Below are 18,426 nucleotides of genomic sequence, written 5' to 3'. Positions count from 1 at the left end.
ATTTTTCAAAAAAAAGAACGGCTGAATTCTGGATTCAGCCGCAGATCTATATTTATCGGAGCAAAAAACCTTTCGCTAACGGATCGACAGGGTCCACGACAAATTGGTGCAGACCGGTTATGAAGGCCTTGCCCTCGATCACGGGAATCACGGCCTCGAAGTCTCCCACCTGCAGCGTCTCCTTTACGTGGCCGATGAATTGACTGCCCACAATTCCTTCATGGACAAATCTTTCTCCTTGCCCTAGCTGGCCTCTTGCAAACAAGACAGCAAGCCTCGCTGCCGTCCCTGTCCCGCATGGAGAGCGGTCCACCTGTTTGTCGGCGAAGATGGTCACATTGCGAAGATGGGAGCCGGGCATTCTCGGTTCGTCAGAAATGATCACGCCGTAAATGCCAGTCAGCTCGGCCTCCAACGGATGAACCACATGCATCTTCTCCTCGATCTGATGCTTGATCCTGCTCCCCCACGCTTGGAGCTTCGACAGCTGTTCGATTTCCACCCGTACCCCTAGATCCTTGGCTTGCACGACCGCGTAAAAGGCACCGCCATAGGCAATATCGACATCAAAAGTACGCCCCTCGCAGGTAATCGGCACATCCTGGGCAAAGACAAAGGATGGAACATTTTCAAAGGAGACGGACTTCACCTGCTCCCCTTCCACATTCGCGCGCACCATGATTCTACCCGCTGGACTGTCAATGACGATGCTTTGCTCCGCATTCTCCAGCTGTAGGATTCCTGTTTCGACAGCTGCCGTGACAACGGCGATGATCCCGTGACCGCACATGGTGCTGTAGCCCTCATTGTGCATGAACAAGACACCAAAGGCAGCATCCGGGCTTACGGGTGGGGTCATGACGCAGCCGTACATGCCGTGATGTCCTCTCGGCTCAAACATCAAAATGCGCCGGATGTCATCGAGATGCTCGCGAAAGTAGCTTCTTCTCTCCAGGATGGTCTCGCCCTGAAGCGGAGGTAACCCTCCCGTAATGATCCTAAGTGGCTCTCCCCCGGCATGGGCGTCGATCGTTGTGAACAAGCGGTTGATATTCATGGCTTCCTCCCTCCAGACCGTATCTTTACCATGCGTATTTGATCGCGCAGGTCTTGATCTCGCTATAGAACTGAAGGGCAGCCTGGCCCTGTTCCCGTGTATGCGAGCTGGACTGTTTCATTCCTCCAAATGGCGCCTGGTATTCGACTCCCGCCGTTTCCTGATTGACCCGGACCATGCCTGCTTGGGCCAGATCGAGGAAACGGTGTGCGCTGGAAAGATTTCGGGTGAACAAAGAGGCACTTAGTCCGTAGACGGTTTGATTGCACAAGGATATCGCCTCGTCAAAATCTTCTGCCTGAAGCAAGACGGTCAACGGACCGAACACCTCCTCTTGGACGAGGGGATGACTGGCTGCTACACCCTCCACGATCAATGGACGAATGTAATACCCTTGACTGGACAGCGGCGTGTCAGGACTACTGGCTATGATTTTCGCCTGCTCCTGTGCCAAGGAAACGTACCGATTGACCTTCTCGTACTGGTCAAATGACGCGACCGGTCCCAAATAGACATCCGGATCACTCGCTTCTCCTACCCGGCAATCCTCGATGGCGATTTGCAAACGCTCCACCAGCTCCTGGTAAATCGATTTTTCGACGATGATTCGGCTGGTAGCCGTGCATTTCTGACCCGCTGACCGAAACGCCCCGCTAAGCAAGATGGGAACGGTCCTGTCCAAGTCTGCATCTGCGAGGACCACCGCTGCATTTTTCCCGCCCATCTCCGTCTGGTATTTGCTATTGCGTCCCGCGCAGGCGATTGCAATCTGTCTGCCTGTGGCAGATGATCCCGTAAAGCTCACCGCGTCAACAGCAGCCTCTTCTACCAGGGCAGTGCCGATCTCTTTTCCTTTTCCAATCACGACGTTCAGGACTCCTGCAGGCAGCCTGGTCTCGGCAAACATCTGGGCCAGCCTTGTCGCTGTCAGCGAACTATTCTCTGCTGGCTTCCAGATGACCGCGTTGCCACAAATCAGCGCAGGAGCTATTTTCCAGATCGGAATAGCTACCGGGAAATTCCAGGGAGTGATCACGGCGACGACACCGAGCGGCACGCGCTTGCTGTATTGCAGAACATGTGAATCAGAAGCTGGAATCAGACTGCCATCGGATCGCATGCCTTCTCCTGCATAGTAGCGAAGCAAATTAACCCCCCGAGCCACTTCCCCCCGCATTTCTCCGATTTGCTTGCCCATCTCCTGACTCGCCAATCGGGCCAGCTCATCTGTACGAGCTTCGAGCACAGATGCCATCTGGAACAAAATCTCACCACGAGCAGCTCCGGTCTGCATCGCCCAAAACGGCTGCGCCAAACGGGCTGCCTGCTCAGCGGCAAAGATGTGGGAGGGATCGGAATATCGTACAACCCCCACCTCCTCCGAGAGACGCGACGGATTTTTGACTGCCACTTCTAATCCAGATGGAGTTATCCACTCGCCGCCTATCCAGTTTATGCTCTGCATGCTAGCCATTCCTCCTTATCGCCCACTCACGGTACCCATGCAATAGTCGAAAGCCTTTTTGATTCCCGCGTACTGTTCTTCTGGCAATGGCAGGCGTGGTGGGCGAGTCGGTCCAACAGGAAAGCCTGCCAGCTCCATCATGTACTTGATGGATTGTACGAGCTGCGGGTTGGCATCGTAATGGAACAAAGGTAGCTGCCGGCGGTAGAGGGCTTGAGCCTCCTGCAATTTCCCTTGGCGTGCCAGACGGAACAGCTCGACGCCTTCCTTGGGCAGCGCATTCGGGACACCCGCGATCCACCCTGTGGCTCCGATCAGCCCCCCTTCCATCACGAGATTGTCCACTCCTACCATCACTTCCAGATCGGTCGTCGCCAGTATTTCCTGTATGCGGCGAATGTCTCCGGAAAATTCCTTCACACCAACGATGTTGTCCAGCTTGGAAAGACGAGCCAAAATATCAGGCTTCAGATCAATTTTATAATCATGCGGGTTATTGTACGCGATGATGGGCAGACCCACCGTGTTCAGCGCTTCGTAATGGGCAAACACCTCATGCAACAGCGGCGTGTAATTGATCGGAGGCAACGCCATCACACCTGCCGCACCCGCATCCTTGGAAAACTGTACCCATTCGACAGCCTGACGGGTCGACGGGGCTGCTGAGCCGACGACTACGGGCACTCGGCCATTTGATGCAGCGATGACGTTCTGGATGACCTTTGCCCGCTCCTCTGCGGTCATAGTCGCATATTCTCCGAGCGAGCCTGAAGGGACGAGGCCGTCTACGCCTTCTTGAATCAGCCAGTCGCACAATTCTGCCAATCGCTTGTAATCCACCTCGTAATCGCTGGTAAACGGGGTGACAAGTGCTACATAGACGCCTTCAAAACGTGCCATGCTTTCATTCTCCTCTCAAATTGTTCTCGTTTTAATGATCCGTAGCAGGCGGAATAAGCAAAAAGCCTGTCGCCAGCTCGTCATCCGGATTGTAAAAGATCGTATGCTTGCCCATCAGCCATGCAGATCCGGTTATCTGGGTCACGACGGCAGGCAATCCACCCTCTTCTGTCACCGAAATCACCTTCCCCGTAAAAAGAGAGCCCACTATGCTTTCATGGACGAAGGACTCCCCAATGCCAATCTCCCCTTTGGCAAAAAGGGTAGCCAGCTTTGCCGATGTGCCGGTGCCGCACGGTGAGCGGTCAATGCCGCCAGGAGGGACGACGACCGTGTTCTTCACGTGTGCCTGTGGATGGGTGGGCGCGGAATAAAACTCCACATGTGTCAGTCCTCGGATAAATGGCTTTTCAGGATGAACGACCTCGATGGCTTGGTTGATAGCCTTGCGGATTTTGACAGCGGTTTCGACAATCGCGGATGCATGGGCTGGAATCAGCTCAAGCCCCAGCTTTTGCGCATCGGTAATCGCATAAAAGTTTCCTCCGTACGCAATATCACAGCTGACAGCACCCAGCCCCTCTACGAGTACAGTCACATCGGATCGGTATAAAAATGCGGGGATGTTCCGGAATGAAACCGACTTGGCACTGCCTCCTTCAACCTGGATCTCAACCTCGACCAACCCGGCTGGCGTATCGAGCTTGACGTACGTAATCGGCTCGTTCACAGGAATCATTCCTGTCTCTACCAGCGTGGTGCACAGACCGATCGTATCGTGGCCGCACATGGGCAAGTACCCGCCTGTCTCGATGTAGATGACTCCCACGTCCGCGTCCGGATGGCAGGGCTCTACCAGTAAAGCACCTGACATGACATCATGCCCCCGCGGCTCATACATGAGAAGCTGCCGAATCCAGTCATACTCTTTTTTCATGTGCAGCATCTTTTCTGCCATCGTCTGCCCTGTCAGCTTGGGCAGGCCGCTGATGACCGTGCGCGTAGGATTTCCGCCAGTATGTGTATCGACCGTCGAAAACACCCTTCTGGCCTTCATGGATGCAACACCCCTTTCTTCGCAAATCGATCGTGCCGCAACGGTTCTGTCGGAATGATCGTCTCGCTTTTACCCAGCAGCATTTCCGACACCAGCTTCCCTGTTACAGCCGCCAAGCTGATGCCGTCCCCTTCATGTCCAGCTGCGATAAAATAACCCGGCACCTCCTCAACATGCGAGATAATGGGCAGATGATCTTCTGTCCAAGGACGCAAACCGCAATATGTGCGGATGATGCCATAATCCGCAATTTTGGGGTAAAAACGCAATGCTCTTCGCGCCATGCACCGTACCACGTCCATATCTACTCGCGTATCAAAGCCTACGAACTGGCGGCTAGAGCCGATCAGGAAATTTTGACTTTCCGTCGGCTCAAACACCAGCGCTACCCCGTATTTCTCCGTCTCCTCATCCACCTGACGCTGTCCACCGAACTTGGAAATCAGGTAGCCGAATTCCATGACCTTGCGCAAACCTACAGGCATTTGACGAGAGGCGACGATCAAGTGACCTTTGCGAGGGAGAATAGGGATCGTCACGCCTACCATTTGACCGATGACAGGTGCCCACACACCTGCGGCATTGACGACTTGCTTCGCGGTCCATTGACCTTGGGTTGTCGTGATGTGGAACGCTCCCGAAGCCTGATCGCGCCGCAATGCTTTCACCTCAGTCCGGTGCAGTATCCGTGCACCATGCTTTTTCGCCCCATCAAACAACGCGAACGTGAGCATGTAGGGATTTACCGTCGAGTCCGTAGCGCACTCCAATCCACCTAGCAAATCGTCGGCAAAGTACGGAGATTCCTGGCGAATATCGGATCTGTCCAGCATGCGAAACGGCAGCCCTGCTTCCTTTTGTCGTCTCACCCACTCCTCAGCCGCTGCCATCTCCACATCCGATTCGCAGACAAGAATGCTTCCCGGCGCCCGGTACTCGAAGGGTTGCTCCAGTTCTCGACTCAGCTCAACCACGAGCATCTGGCTTTTCAAAGACATCTGGCTGTCGAATCCAGGGTCTTTGTCAATCGCCAAGATGTTGCCATCACAGCGGGATGAAGTCCCTGAAGCCAGCTCTCCTTTTTCTAGCACTACGACATCGAGTCCAGCGCGAGTGGCGTAATAGGCAATTGCAGCCCCGATGATTCCCCCTCCGATCACAGCGATCTCGGCATGGGTTTCTGTTTGTTTTGACATGTCTGCCTCTCCTCAAATCGCTTTGTATGAACCTCGCTCTACTACCGTTTGCAATCGCTATGCCAAATGAAAAACACGGATCTTGCAAACTGAGTTGTCTAAATTATTTTACAATTACACCAACATGTGTATAATATCTAAGAATCTGGTACCTTTTCTCGACACTCCTGATGAAAGGAATGGTTCGGTTGAGACACAAACTCCCCTCATTGACAGAGCTGATGAAGTCCAACCTTCGCTGCTGTCTTCACGATGATCCCTTCATCGAGCCCGAAGCCGATCTACTCGTCGCGATACGAGATGAGTCCGGCTGGTATTCCGCCCATTCGGCACAGCTTCCCGCAAATGCTCCCTGCGACTGTTCCTACCGCCGTGGGAGCCAACTCCGGTTTTAACACCTGAAGCTCCTCTGACTCAGGCTATCCCTCTTATGGACAAGCATGCTTACATCTTGATAGCGGGTGAAGGCAATAAACCTGTTGGCTTTCTCGATCGTGGTACACTTTTGCAAACCGTTTTTCAAACCTATGAAATCTTGGAAGCGTATTTTGATACGATGATTAAAACGATGGATGCCTCTATCTCCGTTATCGATGAACAGGCACGGGTCATGGTCTGGACAGAAGGGGCAGAACGCATTTTTTCCCTGAAAAACAAAGACATCGTCGGGCGTCCGATTACGGATTTTTTTCCTGTCGACATGCTGGAAACACTGAAATCTCTCAAGACTGGGCAGACTGTGTATCGCCATCAACATCAGCCTCGGGAGGATCGGGTCGTTCTGATCAATACCAATCCGATCTACCTGCACGATACCATCATCGGGGCCGTTGCTGCCGAGACGGACATCACCAGTCAGGTACGACTCAATCAGGAGCTGCTCAATGCCAACAAAAAAGTGAATCATCTCCAGCAGGAAATGGCCAAGTGGAGCCAGAGCCCCGATCCCTTTGCCCAGATCAAGGGAACGAGTACGGCGATTGACAAGATCAAGACGATGATCCAAAAGCTGAAAGAAACGCAGGTGACTGTTCTCATTCTGGGGGAGAGCGGTGTGGGAAAAGAGTTGTTCGCCAAAGCCGTGCATGATGTTCGGGAAGGCGTCCATTCCCCCTTCATCGCGATCAACTGTGGTGCGATCTCCCCAACCCTGTTTGAAAGCGAACTGTTCGGCTACGAAAAAGGGGCCTTTTCTGGTGCAGATCAAAAAGGGAAAAAAGGGATGATCGAGCTGGCCAGAGGAGGGACCTTGTTCCTCGATGAGATCGGAGAAATGCCGCTCGACATGCAGGTTAAGCTCCTTCGCGTGCTACAAGAGAAAAAGTACTATCCGGTGGGTGGCACCAAGCAGATCGAAGCCGACTTTCGCGTGGTTGCAGCGACCAATAAGAACCTCGAAGAACTAGTGAGGCAAGGAAAATTTCGCGAGGATTTGTACTACCGTCTCCATGTCGTGACACTGAAAATCCCTCCTCTGCGTGAACGGATTGAGGATACGATCGAGTTGGCCCACTTCTTTCTCTACGAATTTTCCTTGCGATACAACCGTCCTGTCCACGCTATCTCACAAAATGTCATGCAATGCCTGCTGCAATACAACTGGCCAGGCAACATCATCCGGGAGCTGCGAAACGCGATGGAGAGACTGATCGTGTTTGCAACAGACGGGAGCATCAAGGAAGAGGATCTTCCCTACTCCCTGCAAGGGCATGCGAGAAGTTCGCAGACCGAATTGCCTGCCGATCTGATCTCGCTGCAGCAGGAGCTGGAGGCCCATGAGCGACGAGTGATTCTACGAGCCATCGAGCTGGAAAACGGCAATAAGCAAGCTGCCGCCAAAAGACTTGGCATTTCCCGCGCGACGCTTTACAACAAGCTGAACAGATAGCAGCATTCCGATATGGAAAAAAAGCAACCTTTTCGATCAAGGTTGCTTTTTTCTTGGTTTGCGACAGAAAAACAAACGAAGGCGCCTGCAGGACCTCCTGCAAAGATGCTTGGATCTCGGGGGCAGAATCTCGGACAAAATGCGAATCATCTCCAGCGTCGATTCCTCCTTTATCCTTGATAGGACAGCTACCCTCCACTCTCTACAGCTACTTCGCTACTCGATGTAGGTCCATTTCCAATCGATCGCCCCCAAACCATCTTGAAAAACACCTTTCACCTTTTCATTTTTCACCCACGTATGTGTATAAAAGTAGATCGGCATGATCGGCATTTCATCCATCATGATCTGCTCGGCTTCCCGTAGTATTGCTTTTCGTTTTTCCGGATCACCTTCTGTCGCCGATTGATTCAACAGCTCCTTGAACTTTGGATTCTCCCAGCGTGTATCGTTGTTTCCGCCATTCTTCTCCTTGAACAGCTCCAGGAAGTTGATCGGGTCGTTGAAATCACCGGACCAGCCGAGTCGACCGACCTGATAATTCCCTTCGTGCATGGTTTCGAGGTAGACCTTCCACTCCTGATTTTCGAGCTTTACCTCGACACCGAGATTTTTTCGCCACTGGTCTTGAATGGCCTCGGCGATTTTTTTATGGCTCTCCGATGTATTGTAGGAAAGCGTGATCGGAGGGAGTGTCGTCAGACCGAGCTCTGTCATTCCTTCACTCATCAGCTTTTTCGCCGTTTCCAAATCATTGTCCTTGAAGTAACCATCTGGGTTTAGCGCCATCGTCGGAGGGACTGCTGACATGGCAGGCTGCTGGTTGGCTTGCAGGACGTTGTCAATCAAAGACTGGCGGTTGATGGCGTACGCAAACGCTTTACGGATTTTCACATGATTGAATGGCGGCTTTTCTGTATTGAATTTATACCAATAGGTTGCACCTACCGGCTTTACTTGCAGGGTTCCGCTCTCTTTCAAAGCAGGCATCGCATCTGTAGGCAAGGAGCTGAGCGGTGATCCCGCCCAATCAATTTCGCCGTTTTCAAACATGGAAAGCTCGGTGTTTTCGTCCTCCACCATGGAAAAGTTGATTTTATCCAGCTTGACGTTGTCGAGATCCCAATAATGCTCGTTTTTGATGAGCACCAGCTTATTCTTATGCTCCCATTCCTCCATTTTAAAAGGGCCGTTCCCGAGATGGGTATTCGCTTCTGCTGCCCAGTTGGGATTGGCTTCCACGACCTTTTTATTGACCGGGAAGTACGTCTGAAACGCTGTCAGCTCCAGAAAGAATGGGGTTGGGTTTTCCAGCTCGACCTGCAGAGTTTTGTCATCCAAGGCTTTCACACCGACATCCTCCAGCTTGCCTTCACCCTTGTTGGCCTTCTCCGCACCCTTGATGTAATAGAGCTGATACGCATAGTTGGATGCTGTCTTGGGATCGAGTGCGCGCTTCCAGGCGTATTCAAAGTCATGCGCGGTTACCAGCTCGCCATTGCTCCATTTCGATTCACGGAGTATAAAGGTGTATGTCTTCAAATCACTGGACACATCGATTTTCTCAGCGACAGCTTCTACCGGCTTGCCTTCCGGTCCGATCCTCGTCAGTCCGTCAAATAGCGCCTTGGCCACAGCCGCTGAGGTCGTATCCTCTGCAATTCCCGGATCGCCGGTCGGTGGTTCAGAGTGCAGATTAAAGCGCAGAACCTGTTCTACCACCGGCTTACTCGCCTCTGCCGGTTGGGAGCTGTTGCTCTGAGGCTGGGTTTGCCCTTGTGTTTGATCTGCCGGCTTCGATGCTTCCTGACCACCTGCACAGCCACCCAAAGCTGATCCCATAATGGTGAGACTGCTTAATAAAACAAAAGTGCTTTTTCTCATCCAATCAACCCCTCACTTTCACATGGAAATTATTCGTATTTTCTGAAAATGCAAGCTGTATGCCAGTGGCAATTCGAGGGGGAGACGGGCTGTACAGTAAGTTATGTACATCGTTTTATACACTCTACCCCATACAGTGTCTGATGAATTAGACAATCAATTTCTTCCTATCTGAAAAAGAAAAACCCTCAGCTGATCCATTCAGCCAAGAGTTTCAACTACTCTATAAAATGATCAATTCCCGGGGCGCATGGGTGAGAACCTGGTTGCCCTCCTGTGTGACCACGATATCATCCTCAATGCGAACACCGCCCAAATCCGGTATGTAGATACCAGGCTCTACGGTCAGAACCATGCCGGGCTGAATCGTGATTGCGCATTGTCTGGACATGAACGGCTCCTCGTGAATATCCAATCCGATACCATGCCCCATTCCGTGCCCAAAATTCTCTCCATAGCCTCTTTGCGTGATAGTATCGCGGGCAAACGCATCCGCTTCCTTTCCGGTGATGCCTGGACGAATACCCGCGACAGCGAGATTTCTCGCCTCAAGTACGATATCATAGATCGCTTTCAGCTTCTCGTCTGGCTCTCCGACAGCGACGGTTCGTGTGATATCGGATCGATATCCTTGGTACAGGGCGCCAAAATCCAGCGTCACCATGTCTCCCTGCGTGATCGTTTTCGTACCCGCCACGCCATGCGGCAATGCCGAGCGATGACCAGACGCTACAATGGTGTCGAACGCCGATCCGTTTGCCCCCTCTTTTCGCATGAACATTTCCAATTCATTAGACACATCCAGCTCCCGAATACCCGGACGCAATATCGTTGTAATATAGGCGAATGCTGCGTCAGCAATTTGGGCGGCTGTTTGGATTTTCGCAAGCTCATCTTTGCTTTTGATCATGCGCAGATGCTCTACCAATCCCGAAGTAGCAACCAAATCCGCGCTCGCCACCTCCACGTATTTGCGGTGCAGCGAATAGGTCACATTCTCCGCCTCAAAACCTAAAGCCGTAATCCCCATTGCCTTGGCATGGCGAGCTACCTCACTGAACACTGCATCCTTTTTCGGCAAATGAACGATCTCGAAGCCATCCGCTTGTTCTGTGGCTTGTACGGTATAACGAAAATCAGTCAACAGCTTCGCCTGATTTTTGGAGATCAATACGACTCCATACGTACCGGTAAACTGGGTCAAATAACGCCGATTTTGCCCGTTCGTGACGAGCAAACCGTCTATCCCGCTTGTATCGAACTTTTGCCGCAGTCTATCCAATTTCTCCATCTCAGTCATCCCTTCTATATGTGCCATTCCTCTTTCTAATTAGCTAATTAGCAATCCATATGCCAAACTCCTTTTCCCGATGCACGCCTCTACTGGCATGACATTTGCAAATTTCCAATTTCATCGAAGAAAAGGAGGACATCGTGATGGAATCGCATCGTGTCATCGTTTGCCGCTGTGAGGAAGTATCACTCGCCGACCTGATCGAGACGGCTTCCAGCTATTCTTGCACAGCCCGGGAACTGAAATTGCGGACGCGGGCAGGCATGGGCTGCTGCGGAGGTCGCACCTGCCGGAATATGCTCGACCAGGTCATCGAAGCCGTGACTGGTCAAAAGCCTGACCATGCCGTATCCCTAGGCTACCAGCCACCGGTCCGCCCTATGTCGTTTCAATTGCTCGGAGGTAGAAAATAAATGAATGCACGCATCATGAAGCATCCAATCCTTGGGGAACGCGATCCTGGTAAAACCATGCAATTTACGTTCAATGGATGTGCTTATTCAGCTCTGGAAGGCGAAACGGTCGCCGCCGCCCTATTGGCTTCCGGTATTCGGACACTGCGTGTGCACGAGGAAAAAGGAACTCCACGCGGTATGTATTGCAACATTGGCCACTGCTATGAATGTCGTGTGACGATCAACGGCATTCCTACCGTACGCGCATGCATGACGCTAGTGGAGGAATCCATGATCGTGGAAGCTGGTACTGTTTTGCCTACTCCCCTCCAGAAAGGAGGGCATCACGGATGCTTGATTCCTTGATCATCGGCGCAGGACCAGCCGGGTTGGCCGCAGCTGTCGCAAGTGCCCGACAAGGTCTTAGAGTCCGCGTAGTGGATGAATTTTATCAACCGGGCGGCAGGTTGCTCGGACAGCTGCATCAGGAACCAGATGGCACATGGTGGAATGGTTTGGCTGAAGCTGCTCGTTTACAGCAGGAAGCAGTTGAAGCTGGCGCTGAAATTCGCTGTGGCGTTTCCGTCTTTCATGTCACCCGCCAGGATACCAGCTGGATCGTCTCAACCTCTGAAGGAGTCATGGAGGCCTCGATGCTTTTAATCGCTACGGGTGCCTCTGAAACACCTGTCCCCATCCCTGGGTGGACACTGCCTGGCGTCATGTCGATCGGAGCAGCCCAGGTCATGACCAACGTGCAGCGAGTTCGCGTCGGAACGCGGGGAGTGATCATCGGCATCAACATTCTCTCTGTGGCCATTGCCAGAGAATTGCTGCTGGCAGAGGTCAAGGTCGATCGAATGATTCTCCCTGCCCACTCGGTCATTTCGGGTGATGCTAGTCATCCTGTAGCTGTGATGCAATCCATGCTGCGCATCGCTCATTTGGCCCCATCCCCTCTTATTCGCATGGGAAGCAAATGGATGAAAAGCACATGGATGCAGCGGCTTGGAACCGCTCTATATCCTTCCCGTGGGTTTTCGATGTGGGGTATCCCGATCCAGCTGCGAACGGCGGCACTTGCGATCATAGGGGTAAATCAAGTAGAGGGAGTCCGTATCGCCCACATCACACCCGACGGTCAGCCTGTTTCCGGGACGGAGCAGATCATCCCTGCTGATTTCGTCTGCATCGCTGGTGAACTGAGCCCGCTTGCTGAATTGGCTGCAGTCGCCGGATGTCCATTTGCCTATGTGCCTTCTTTGGGAGGGCACATCCCCATCCACAATGAACGGATGCAGACTCCTCTCGACGGACTCTACGTAGCGGGGAACATTACTGGAATCGAAAGTGCGAAAGTAGCGCTGGCACAAGGGACGGCTGCTGGAATGTCTATGGCATTTTCACATGGCTCCTTGCGAGATCCTCACGTGTTGTCGGATTCCATCAAGCAGATCGAAATCGTTCGGAATAACGCCACCCTTCAATTTCACCCTGGTATACGTGCTGGACGGATGCAGGTCGGGCTAATGGCTGCTGAACGATCACTATAAGCTTCTCTCTTTCAGGGAAAGCAAAAAGCGTGCATCTGCTTGAACAGATGCACGCTTTCTTCATGCCTACAGATCTTACGAGAAGAAGAACTTCTTCAGACCGTACTTGGTTGTTTCTTTATTCATGTGAGCGATAGAAGTCGTGAGTGGAATTCCTTTAGGACAAGCTTGTACGCAGTTTTGGGAGTTACCGCAATCTGCGATACCGCCATCATCCATCAGTGCTTCCAGACGCTCATGCTTGTTCATAGCACCAGTAGGATGCTGGTTGAACAGGCGAACCTGGGAGATTGCGAATGGACCGATGAACTCGGATTTGCTGTTCACATTCGGACAAGCTTCCAGGCAGACACCGCAAGTCATGCACTTGGAAAGTTCGTACGCCCATTGACGCTCAACTTCCGGCATGCGAGGTCCAGGACCCAGGTCATGCGTACCATCGATTGGCACCCACGCTTTTACGCGTTTCAGTGCATCGAACATACGGCTGCGGTCAATAGACAGGTCACGCTGTACAGGGAAAGTACTCATTGGTTCCAGACGAACTGGTTGTTCCAGCTTGTCGATCAAAGCAGAACACGCTTGACGTGGTTTTCCGTTAATCACCATCGAGCACGCACCGCAAACTTCTTCCAAGCAGTTGGATTCCCAGTTTACTGGTGCTGTTTTTTGTCCTTGGGCATTCACAGGATTGCGTTGAATCTCCATCAGCGCCCCGATCACGTTCATGTTCGGACGGTAAGGAATTTTGAATTCTTCCTTGTACGGAGTGCTGTCAGGGCTGTCCTGGCGAGTAATAATCAGGTGAATCAACTTTTCGGCCATGATCAGTTTCCTCCTCTCTTACTTCTTCTTGTCAGACGTATAGTCACGCTTACGTGGTTCAATCAGCGAAACGTCGATGTCTTCGTAGTAGATCTCTGGTGCGGTTGTCGCAGGGTCGTATTTCGCCATTGTCGTTTTCATGAAACGCTCGTCATCGCGTTCAGGGAAATCTGGTTTGTAGTGCGCACCACGGCTCTCGTCACGCTTCAGAGCACCAATGGTGATGGCACGTGCCAGAACCAGCATGTTCCACAGATGGCGTGTGAAGGAAGCACCGGAGTTGCTCCATTTGTTTGTATCGTTGATGTTGATGTTTTTGTAACGCTCCATCAATTCTACGATCTTGTCGTCTGTTTTTTGCAGACGATCGTTGTAACGAACAACGGTCACGTTATCCGTCATCCACTCACCCAGCTCCTTGTGGATCAGGTAAGCATTCTCGGTACCGTTCATTTTCAGGATGTTGTCGTACTTCTCTTGCTCTTTCTTGGTAAAGCCATCGTAGAGCGCAGAGGAGAGATCATCCGAAGATTGTTCCAGACCGTTCATGTACTCGATTGCTTTTGGACCTGCTACCATACCGCCGTAGATAGCGGAGAGCAAGGAGTTCGCCCCCAGACGGTTGGCACCGTGCTGCGAGTAATCGCACTCACCGGCAGCAAACAAGCCAGGGATATTGGTCATTTGGTTGTAGTCTACCCACATGCCGCCCATTGAGTAGTGAACAGCCGGGAAGATTTTCATTGGAACTTTACGTGGGTCATCCCCAACGAATTTTTCGTAAATCTCGATAATACCGCCCAATTTAACATCCAGCTCTTTTGGATCTTTGTGGGACAGGTCGAGATAGACCATGTTTTCCCCGTTGATACCCAGCTTCATGTCTACGCAGACGTGGAAAATCTCACGCGTTGCGATGTCGCGAGGTACGAGGTTTCCGTATGCCGGATATTTTTCTTCGAGGAAGTACCAAGGCTTACCATCTTTATAGGTCCAAATACGTCCACCTTCACCACGCGCAGACTCGGACATCAGACGAAGCTTGTCGTCACCCGGGATTGCAGTAGGGTGAATTTGGATCATTTCACCATTTGCATAAATAACACCTTGCTGGTAAGCGATCGAAGCAGCTGTACCGGTGTTGATAATGGAGTTGGTCGATTTACCGAAGATGATACCAGGGCCACCTGTTGCCAGGATGACTGCATCCGCACGGAAGGATTCAATTTCACCGGAACGCAGGTTTTGAGCAGTAATACCGCGACAGGTTCCAGAATCATCGAGTACCGCACCGAGGAAATCCCAATATTCATACTTGGTTACAAGACCTTCCGCTTCATAGCGGCGTACTTGTTCGTCCAAAGCGTAGAGCAATTGTTGTCCGGTCGTTGCACCAGCAAACGCCGTGCGGTGATGCTTGGTTCCCCCAAAACGACGGAAGTCCAAAAGACCTTCAGGTGTACGGTTGAACATAACGCCCATACGGTCCAGCATGTAGATGATTCCAGGTGCTGCGTCTGCCATTGCTTTTACAGGCGGTTGGTTAGCCAAGAAGTCGCCACCGTACACAGTATCATCAAAGTGTTCCCAGGTGGAGTCGCCTTCTCCTTTTGTATTAACCGCACCGTTGATACCGCCCTGTGCGCAAACGGAGTGAGAGCGCTTTACTGGAACCAGAGAGAACAGTTGGACGGGAACGCCTTTTTCTGCTGCTTTGATGGTAGCCATCAAGCCGGCCAGACCACCACCGACAATGATCAGTTTACCTTTTGCCATGACTTTGTCCTCCTATCCCTATGAAATAAACGCCGACATCGCGCGCAAGCCGATGAACGTTACGATTACGAATACTGCCATTGTAAAGTATGTTGCAATCCGTTGGGAACGAGGTCCAACGGTGATTCCCCAGTGTACGAGGAACGACCAGATTCCGTTCGAGAAGTGGAAGGTCGTGCTTACAATCCCGATCGCGTAGAACACGATCATAGCAGGATTGCTAAGTATGTCAGCCATCATGTCAAAATTCACTTCTGCTCCCAGCGCTTTTTGGATGCGCGTTTCCCACACGTGCCAAACGATGAAGATAAGCGTAATGATACCTGTCAACCGTTGCCACAGGAACAATTGGTTCCGGAGGTAGCCGAAGTTCCCTACATTTTGTTTCGCTTGGAAAGCAATGTAAAGACCGTAGACCGCATGGAACAGGATCGGGATGTAAATGAGAACAAATTCAAGAACCAGAAGAAACGGAACGTTTTCAATGAGGCCTACAGCCGTATTGAATTCTTCTGGTCCACGGGTTGCTTGATAGTTTGCCGTCAGGTGGAACAGCAAGAACAGCCCGATGGGAAACAAACCTAAGAGAGAGTGAAGCTTGTGACTGAGAAAGCTATGGCCTTTCGCCATACAATGGTCCCCCTTTCAATGTATCTAACGCTCTTTTACTAGATCCTTCTCTCATATCCTAACCCATTGCCTTATCCGTTAGACATGACGGGACGCCCGTCACACTCTTTGTCCTGAATTGACAAAATGTGTCGGAATACGAAAAAAAGAATGGCAAAACATTGACCAAAACAATTGTACTCCTGTCTGTTGGGAGCGTCAAGACAATGAATAGACTAAATCCATTGATAGAACAAACGATTTGAAATCCTGTCCTTTTTCTCTATGAATGTGTCATGAACCACGCATGACCCTCATAATCTAGTACAGACAGGAGGGAAGTAGAGTGAAAGAAACCGATCAACTGGCAGCCTTGTTTCCTGCTCCGTCCATCGCCCACGCGGAAAGGATGAACATGCCCTATCTTGGCTATCTTTTGCTGCGCGAAACTTTGACCCAAACCCTTCTTGGAGAAAGCGAAAGTCCGATTCTCTACTGGATGGGAAAGAACATGGGACGAAAGATTCCGATCCAATCGGCCAATGGAATCATCCTGCCCTTCATTAGACTGGGACTGGGGCAGCTCGACCTGCTGGAGGAATCTCCGCAATATATCAGCTACAGCCTCACCCACACGATCTACCCTCATCTGTCCACAGAACGTCTCAGCCGCTCCCTCTCATTGGAATGCGGAGTGATCGCCGGAGCAATCGAGCAATGGCTGGGCAAGGAGACAGTGGTACAAATGGAAGTCGAGGAGCAGGGGAGCAAAAGCTTGGTCATTCGCGCGTGCTTCTAGCTGCTTATGACTTGAAAAAACCCCCTCTTCCACAATAAAGAGGGGGGAGGTTTCTACAAGCCGTGTACGACAGCCGTTTGTTCGACATCCAGTCCGTATGCCGTATGTAAGCTGCGCACGGCCAGGTCAGTCAAATCTGCAGGTATGACACAAGATACCTTGATATCGGAAGTAGATACCATCTTGATCGTAATTTGCTGTTCGGCAAGCACGCGGAACATTTCTGCAGCAACGCCGGGATTGTTCACCATTCCAGCGCCTACGATCGATACTTTGGTCAAGCCTTCCTCGTGATCTATCTTATCAAAGCCAAGCATTTCCCGATTCTTAGCCAGCGTATCCAGCGCATGCTTCAAATCGCCGGACGCCACCGTAAAGGATATATTGGTCACATCCGCATCATAGGAGCTTTGGATAATGATGTCTACGTTAACCTGATGATCAGCCAGCGTATTGAAGAGGCGAGAGAGCGTTCCAACCTTCGCCGGCATGCCAACTACCGTGATCTTCGCCACCTCTTCATCATGCGCTACACCACTAACTACTCTTCCTGTTTCCATTTGGGGAGCCTCCTCTACGAACGTTCCTTCTTCCGATGTAAAGCTGGAGCGGACGACCAGTTTTACCTTGTACTTTTTGGCTGCCTCGACCGAACGAGGGTGGAGGACACCAGCCCCCAGATTCGCCAGCTCAAGCATCTCGTCATAGGAGATGCGATCCAGCTTGCGTGCAGCGGGAACTACACGCGGATCAGCCGTGTAGACCCCCGATACATCTGTAAAGATCTCGCATCTGTCAGCCTTTAGGCTTGCCGCCAAAGTCACGGCAGAGGTATCCGATCCGCCACGTCCCAGGGTGGTAATTTCGCCTTCGTCGCTGATACCTTGAAAACCTGCTACGATGACGACGCGACCACGGCTCAATTCCGCACGAATGCGCGTCGGGTCAATTTCCTTGATCCTAGCACGGCTGTGAATGGCTTCCGTCGTGATCCCGGCTTGCCAGCCAGTCAACGAAATAGCGTCGTAGCCTTTTTGGTGCAAGGCCATAGAGAGCAGGGCAATCGATACCTGTTCCCCTGTGCTCAGGAGCATATCCATTTCTCTTTCTGAGGGATAGGGCGTAATCTCCTTGGCCATATCGACCAGCACGTCCGTCGATTTGCCCATCGCGGACAATATGATCACCATGTCGTGACCTTCTTCTTTATTTGCGATAATCCGATCAGCAACTCGCAAAATTCGCTCAATGGTACCTACAGAAGTACCACCATATTTCTGTACGATCAATCCCACGGCACTTCTCTCCTTTTTCTCGTATCCATATCCATATCCATATCGTTCTCTATTTTTTATCTGTGTTTTCTATATAAAATGTACAAAAAAGACACCAACAAGGAATCTCACCTGTCGCTGTCTATGATTTCGACATACCGGCTCCTCCTTCCCAATACACGCGGACAGTAAAGGATGACCATCGGAATATATCCCGTCATCACTCACACTGACACACCGTGAGATAGCTCTCCATCCAGCAACCGGACATTGCCTGGATGACAGTCCTGCGTTTATTCAACACAAGCCCAGCATGAAAAGCAGCGGGTCGCTCTTCACACTTCGGCGAATTCCCCTTTCCCATACCCTTCACAGACACCCGATCTCAGGGAGGTACTCTTGGTTTTCGCGCCTCTACCTCACTCCTTTGGGGAAGTGAGGCCAACTATTCTGT

17 protein-coding genes and 1 riboswitch are annotated in these 18,426 nt (G+C 51.6%); of the genes, 6 read left to right on the top strand and 11 right to left on the bottom strand.

Annotated features, from left to right (window positions below; translation table 11 throughout):
* Positions 1 to 52: 52 nt before the first annotated feature.
* Genes EDM52_RS15540 through EDM52_RS15520 form a run of 5 tightly spaced genes read right to left on the bottom strand, consistent with a single transcriptional unit; the run spans position 53 to position 5,675 of the window.
* Positions 53 to 1,057 (bottom strand): proline racemase family protein, encoded by a 1,005-nt coding sequence (locus tag EDM52_RS15540; RefSeq protein ID WP_122909887.1) that lies wholly within the window; start codon positions 1,055 to 1,057, stop codon positions 53 to 55.
* A gap of 25 nt (positions 1,058 to 1,082) precedes the next feature.
* A complete protein-coding gene (locus tag EDM52_RS15535; protein WP_122909886.1) occupies positions 1,083 to 2,522 on the bottom strand; it encodes an aldehyde dehydrogenase family protein in 1,440 nt (479 codons plus the stop codon).
* Between the two features lie 15 nt (positions 2,523 to 2,537).
* On the bottom strand, positions 2,538 to 3,422 hold the full coding sequence (locus EDM52_RS15530) for a dihydrodipicolinate synthase family protein (RefSeq protein WP_122909885.1): 885 nt from the start codon (positions 3,420 to 3,422) through the stop codon (positions 2,538 to 2,540).
* Positions 3,423 to 3,453: 31 nt separating this feature from the next.
* A complete protein-coding gene (locus EDM52_RS15525) occupies positions 3,454 to 4,479 on the bottom strand; it encodes a 4-hydroxyproline epimerase (protein ID WP_122909884.1) in 1,026 nt (341 codons plus the stop codon).
* Positions 4,476 to 5,675, bottom strand: a complete 1,200-nt coding sequence (locus EDM52_RS15520; RefSeq protein WP_122909883.1) for an NAD(P)/FAD-dependent oxidoreductase — start codon at positions 5,673 to 5,675, stop codon at positions 4,476 to 4,478. Before EDM52_RS15520 ends, EDM52_RS15525 begins: the two co-directional genes overlap by 4 nt.
* Before the next feature lie 252 nt (positions 5,676 to 5,927).
* Between EDM52_RS15520 and EDM52_RS25195 the strand changes: the two genes are divergently transcribed.
* Both EDM52_RS25195 and EDM52_RS15515 read left to right on the top strand, forming a co-directional pair.
* The gene (locus EDM52_RS25195) at positions 5,928 to 6,077 is read left to right on the top strand and encodes a hypothetical protein (RefSeq protein WP_245996982.1); all 150 of its coding nucleotides are present in this window, start codon (positions 5,928 to 5,930) and stop codon (positions 6,075 to 6,077) included.
* A 28-nt stretch (positions 6,078 to 6,105) separates the two neighbouring features.
* Entirely contained in the window at positions 6,106 to 7,563 is a 1,458-nt protein-coding gene (locus tag EDM52_RS15515; RefSeq protein ID WP_245996979.1) for a sigma-54 interaction domain-containing protein, read from the top strand.
* 216 nt (positions 7,564 to 7,779) lie between these two features.
* Here EDM52_RS15515 and EDM52_RS15510 read toward each other — a convergent pair whose 3' ends face one another.
* Positions 7,780 to 9,447 (bottom strand): peptide ABC transporter substrate-binding protein, encoded by a 1,668-nt coding sequence (locus EDM52_RS15510; RefSeq protein ID WP_122909882.1) that lies wholly within the window; start codon positions 9,445 to 9,447, stop codon positions 7,780 to 7,782.
* A gap of 223 nt (positions 9,448 to 9,670) precedes the next feature.
* Positions 9,671 to 10,738, bottom strand: a complete 1,068-nt coding sequence (locus tag EDM52_RS15505) for a M24 family metallopeptidase (protein ID WP_122909881.1) — start codon at positions 10,736 to 10,738, stop codon at positions 9,671 to 9,673.
* 146 nt (positions 10,739 to 10,884) lie between these two features.
* Here EDM52_RS15505 and EDM52_RS15500 point away from each other — a divergent pair, with 146 nt between their 5' ends.
* From EDM52_RS15500 to EDM52_RS15490, 3 genes are read left to right on the top strand one after another with little or no spacing between them, the layout of a single operon-like run.
* Positions 10,885 to 11,154 carry a (2Fe-2S)-binding protein gene (locus EDM52_RS15500; RefSeq protein ID WP_122909880.1) on the top strand — a complete coding sequence of 90 codons (270 nt, stop codon included), beginning with the start codon at positions 10,885 to 10,887 and terminating at the stop codon, positions 11,152 to 11,154.
* On the top strand, positions 11,155 to 11,502 hold the full coding sequence (locus EDM52_RS15495) for a (2Fe-2S)-binding protein (protein WP_122909879.1): 348 nt from the start codon (positions 11,155 to 11,157) through the stop codon (positions 11,500 to 11,502). It begins immediately after the preceding gene.
* Positions 11,487 to 12,689, top strand: a complete 1,203-nt coding sequence (locus EDM52_RS15490; protein WP_122909878.1) for an NAD(P)/FAD-dependent oxidoreductase — start codon at positions 11,487 to 11,489, stop codon at positions 12,687 to 12,689. The genes EDM52_RS15495 and EDM52_RS15490 overlap by 16 nt, the downstream gene beginning before the upstream one ends.
* Positions 12,690 to 12,764: 75 nt before the next feature.
* Here the strand turns inward: EDM52_RS15490 and sdhB are convergent, their stop codons facing one another.
* The 3 genes from sdhB to EDM52_RS15475 are packed head-to-tail and all read right to left on the bottom strand — an operon-like array spanning position 12,765 to position 15,920.
* The gene (gene sdhB / locus EDM52_RS15485) at positions 12,765 to 13,517 is read right to left on the bottom strand and encodes a succinate dehydrogenase iron-sulfur subunit (RefSeq protein WP_183185136.1); all 753 of its coding nucleotides are present in this window, start codon (positions 13,515 to 13,517) and stop codon (positions 12,765 to 12,767) included.
* Positions 13,518 to 13,532: 15 nt separating this feature from the next.
* Positions 13,533 to 15,290 (bottom strand): succinate dehydrogenase flavoprotein subunit, encoded by a 1,758-nt coding sequence (gene sdhA / locus EDM52_RS15480; protein WP_122909876.1) that lies wholly within the window; start codon positions 15,288 to 15,290, stop codon positions 13,533 to 13,535.
* An 18-nt stretch (positions 15,291 to 15,308) separates the two neighbouring features.
* Positions 15,309 to 15,920, bottom strand: a complete 612-nt coding sequence (locus EDM52_RS15475; RefSeq protein ID WP_122909875.1) for a succinate dehydrogenase cytochrome b558 subunit — start codon at positions 15,918 to 15,920, stop codon at positions 15,309 to 15,311.
* Between the two features lie 325 nt (positions 15,921 to 16,245).
* Between EDM52_RS15475 and EDM52_RS15470 the strand changes: the two genes are divergently transcribed.
* The gene (locus EDM52_RS15470) at positions 16,246 to 16,698 is read left to right on the top strand and encodes a DUF2507 domain-containing protein (RefSeq protein WP_122909874.1); all 453 of its coding nucleotides are present in this window, start codon (positions 16,246 to 16,248) and stop codon (positions 16,696 to 16,698) included.
* Positions 16,699 to 16,751: 53 nt separating this feature from the next.
* On the opposite strand, the gene EDM52_RS15465 is transcribed toward EDM52_RS15470, so the two are convergent.
* The gene (locus EDM52_RS15465) at positions 16,752 to 17,993 is read right to left on the bottom strand and encodes an aspartate kinase (RefSeq protein ID WP_122909873.1); all 1,242 of its coding nucleotides are present in this window, start codon (positions 17,991 to 17,993) and stop codon (positions 16,752 to 16,754) included.
* A gap of 216 nt (positions 17,994 to 18,209) precedes the next feature.
* Positions 18,210 to 18,397, bottom strand: a riboswitch (Lysine riboswitch).
* Positions 18,398 to 18,426: the final 29 nt, after the last annotated feature.

Origin of the sequence: Brevibacillus invocatus (assembly GCF_003710915.1) — a bacterium.
Lineage (GTDB): Bacteria > Bacillota > Bacilli > Brevibacillales > Brevibacillaceae > Brevibacillus > Brevibacillus invocatus.
The sequence above is the reverse complement of the archived record's forward strand: the minus strand, read 5'-3'. Positions and strand labels throughout refer to the sequence as shown.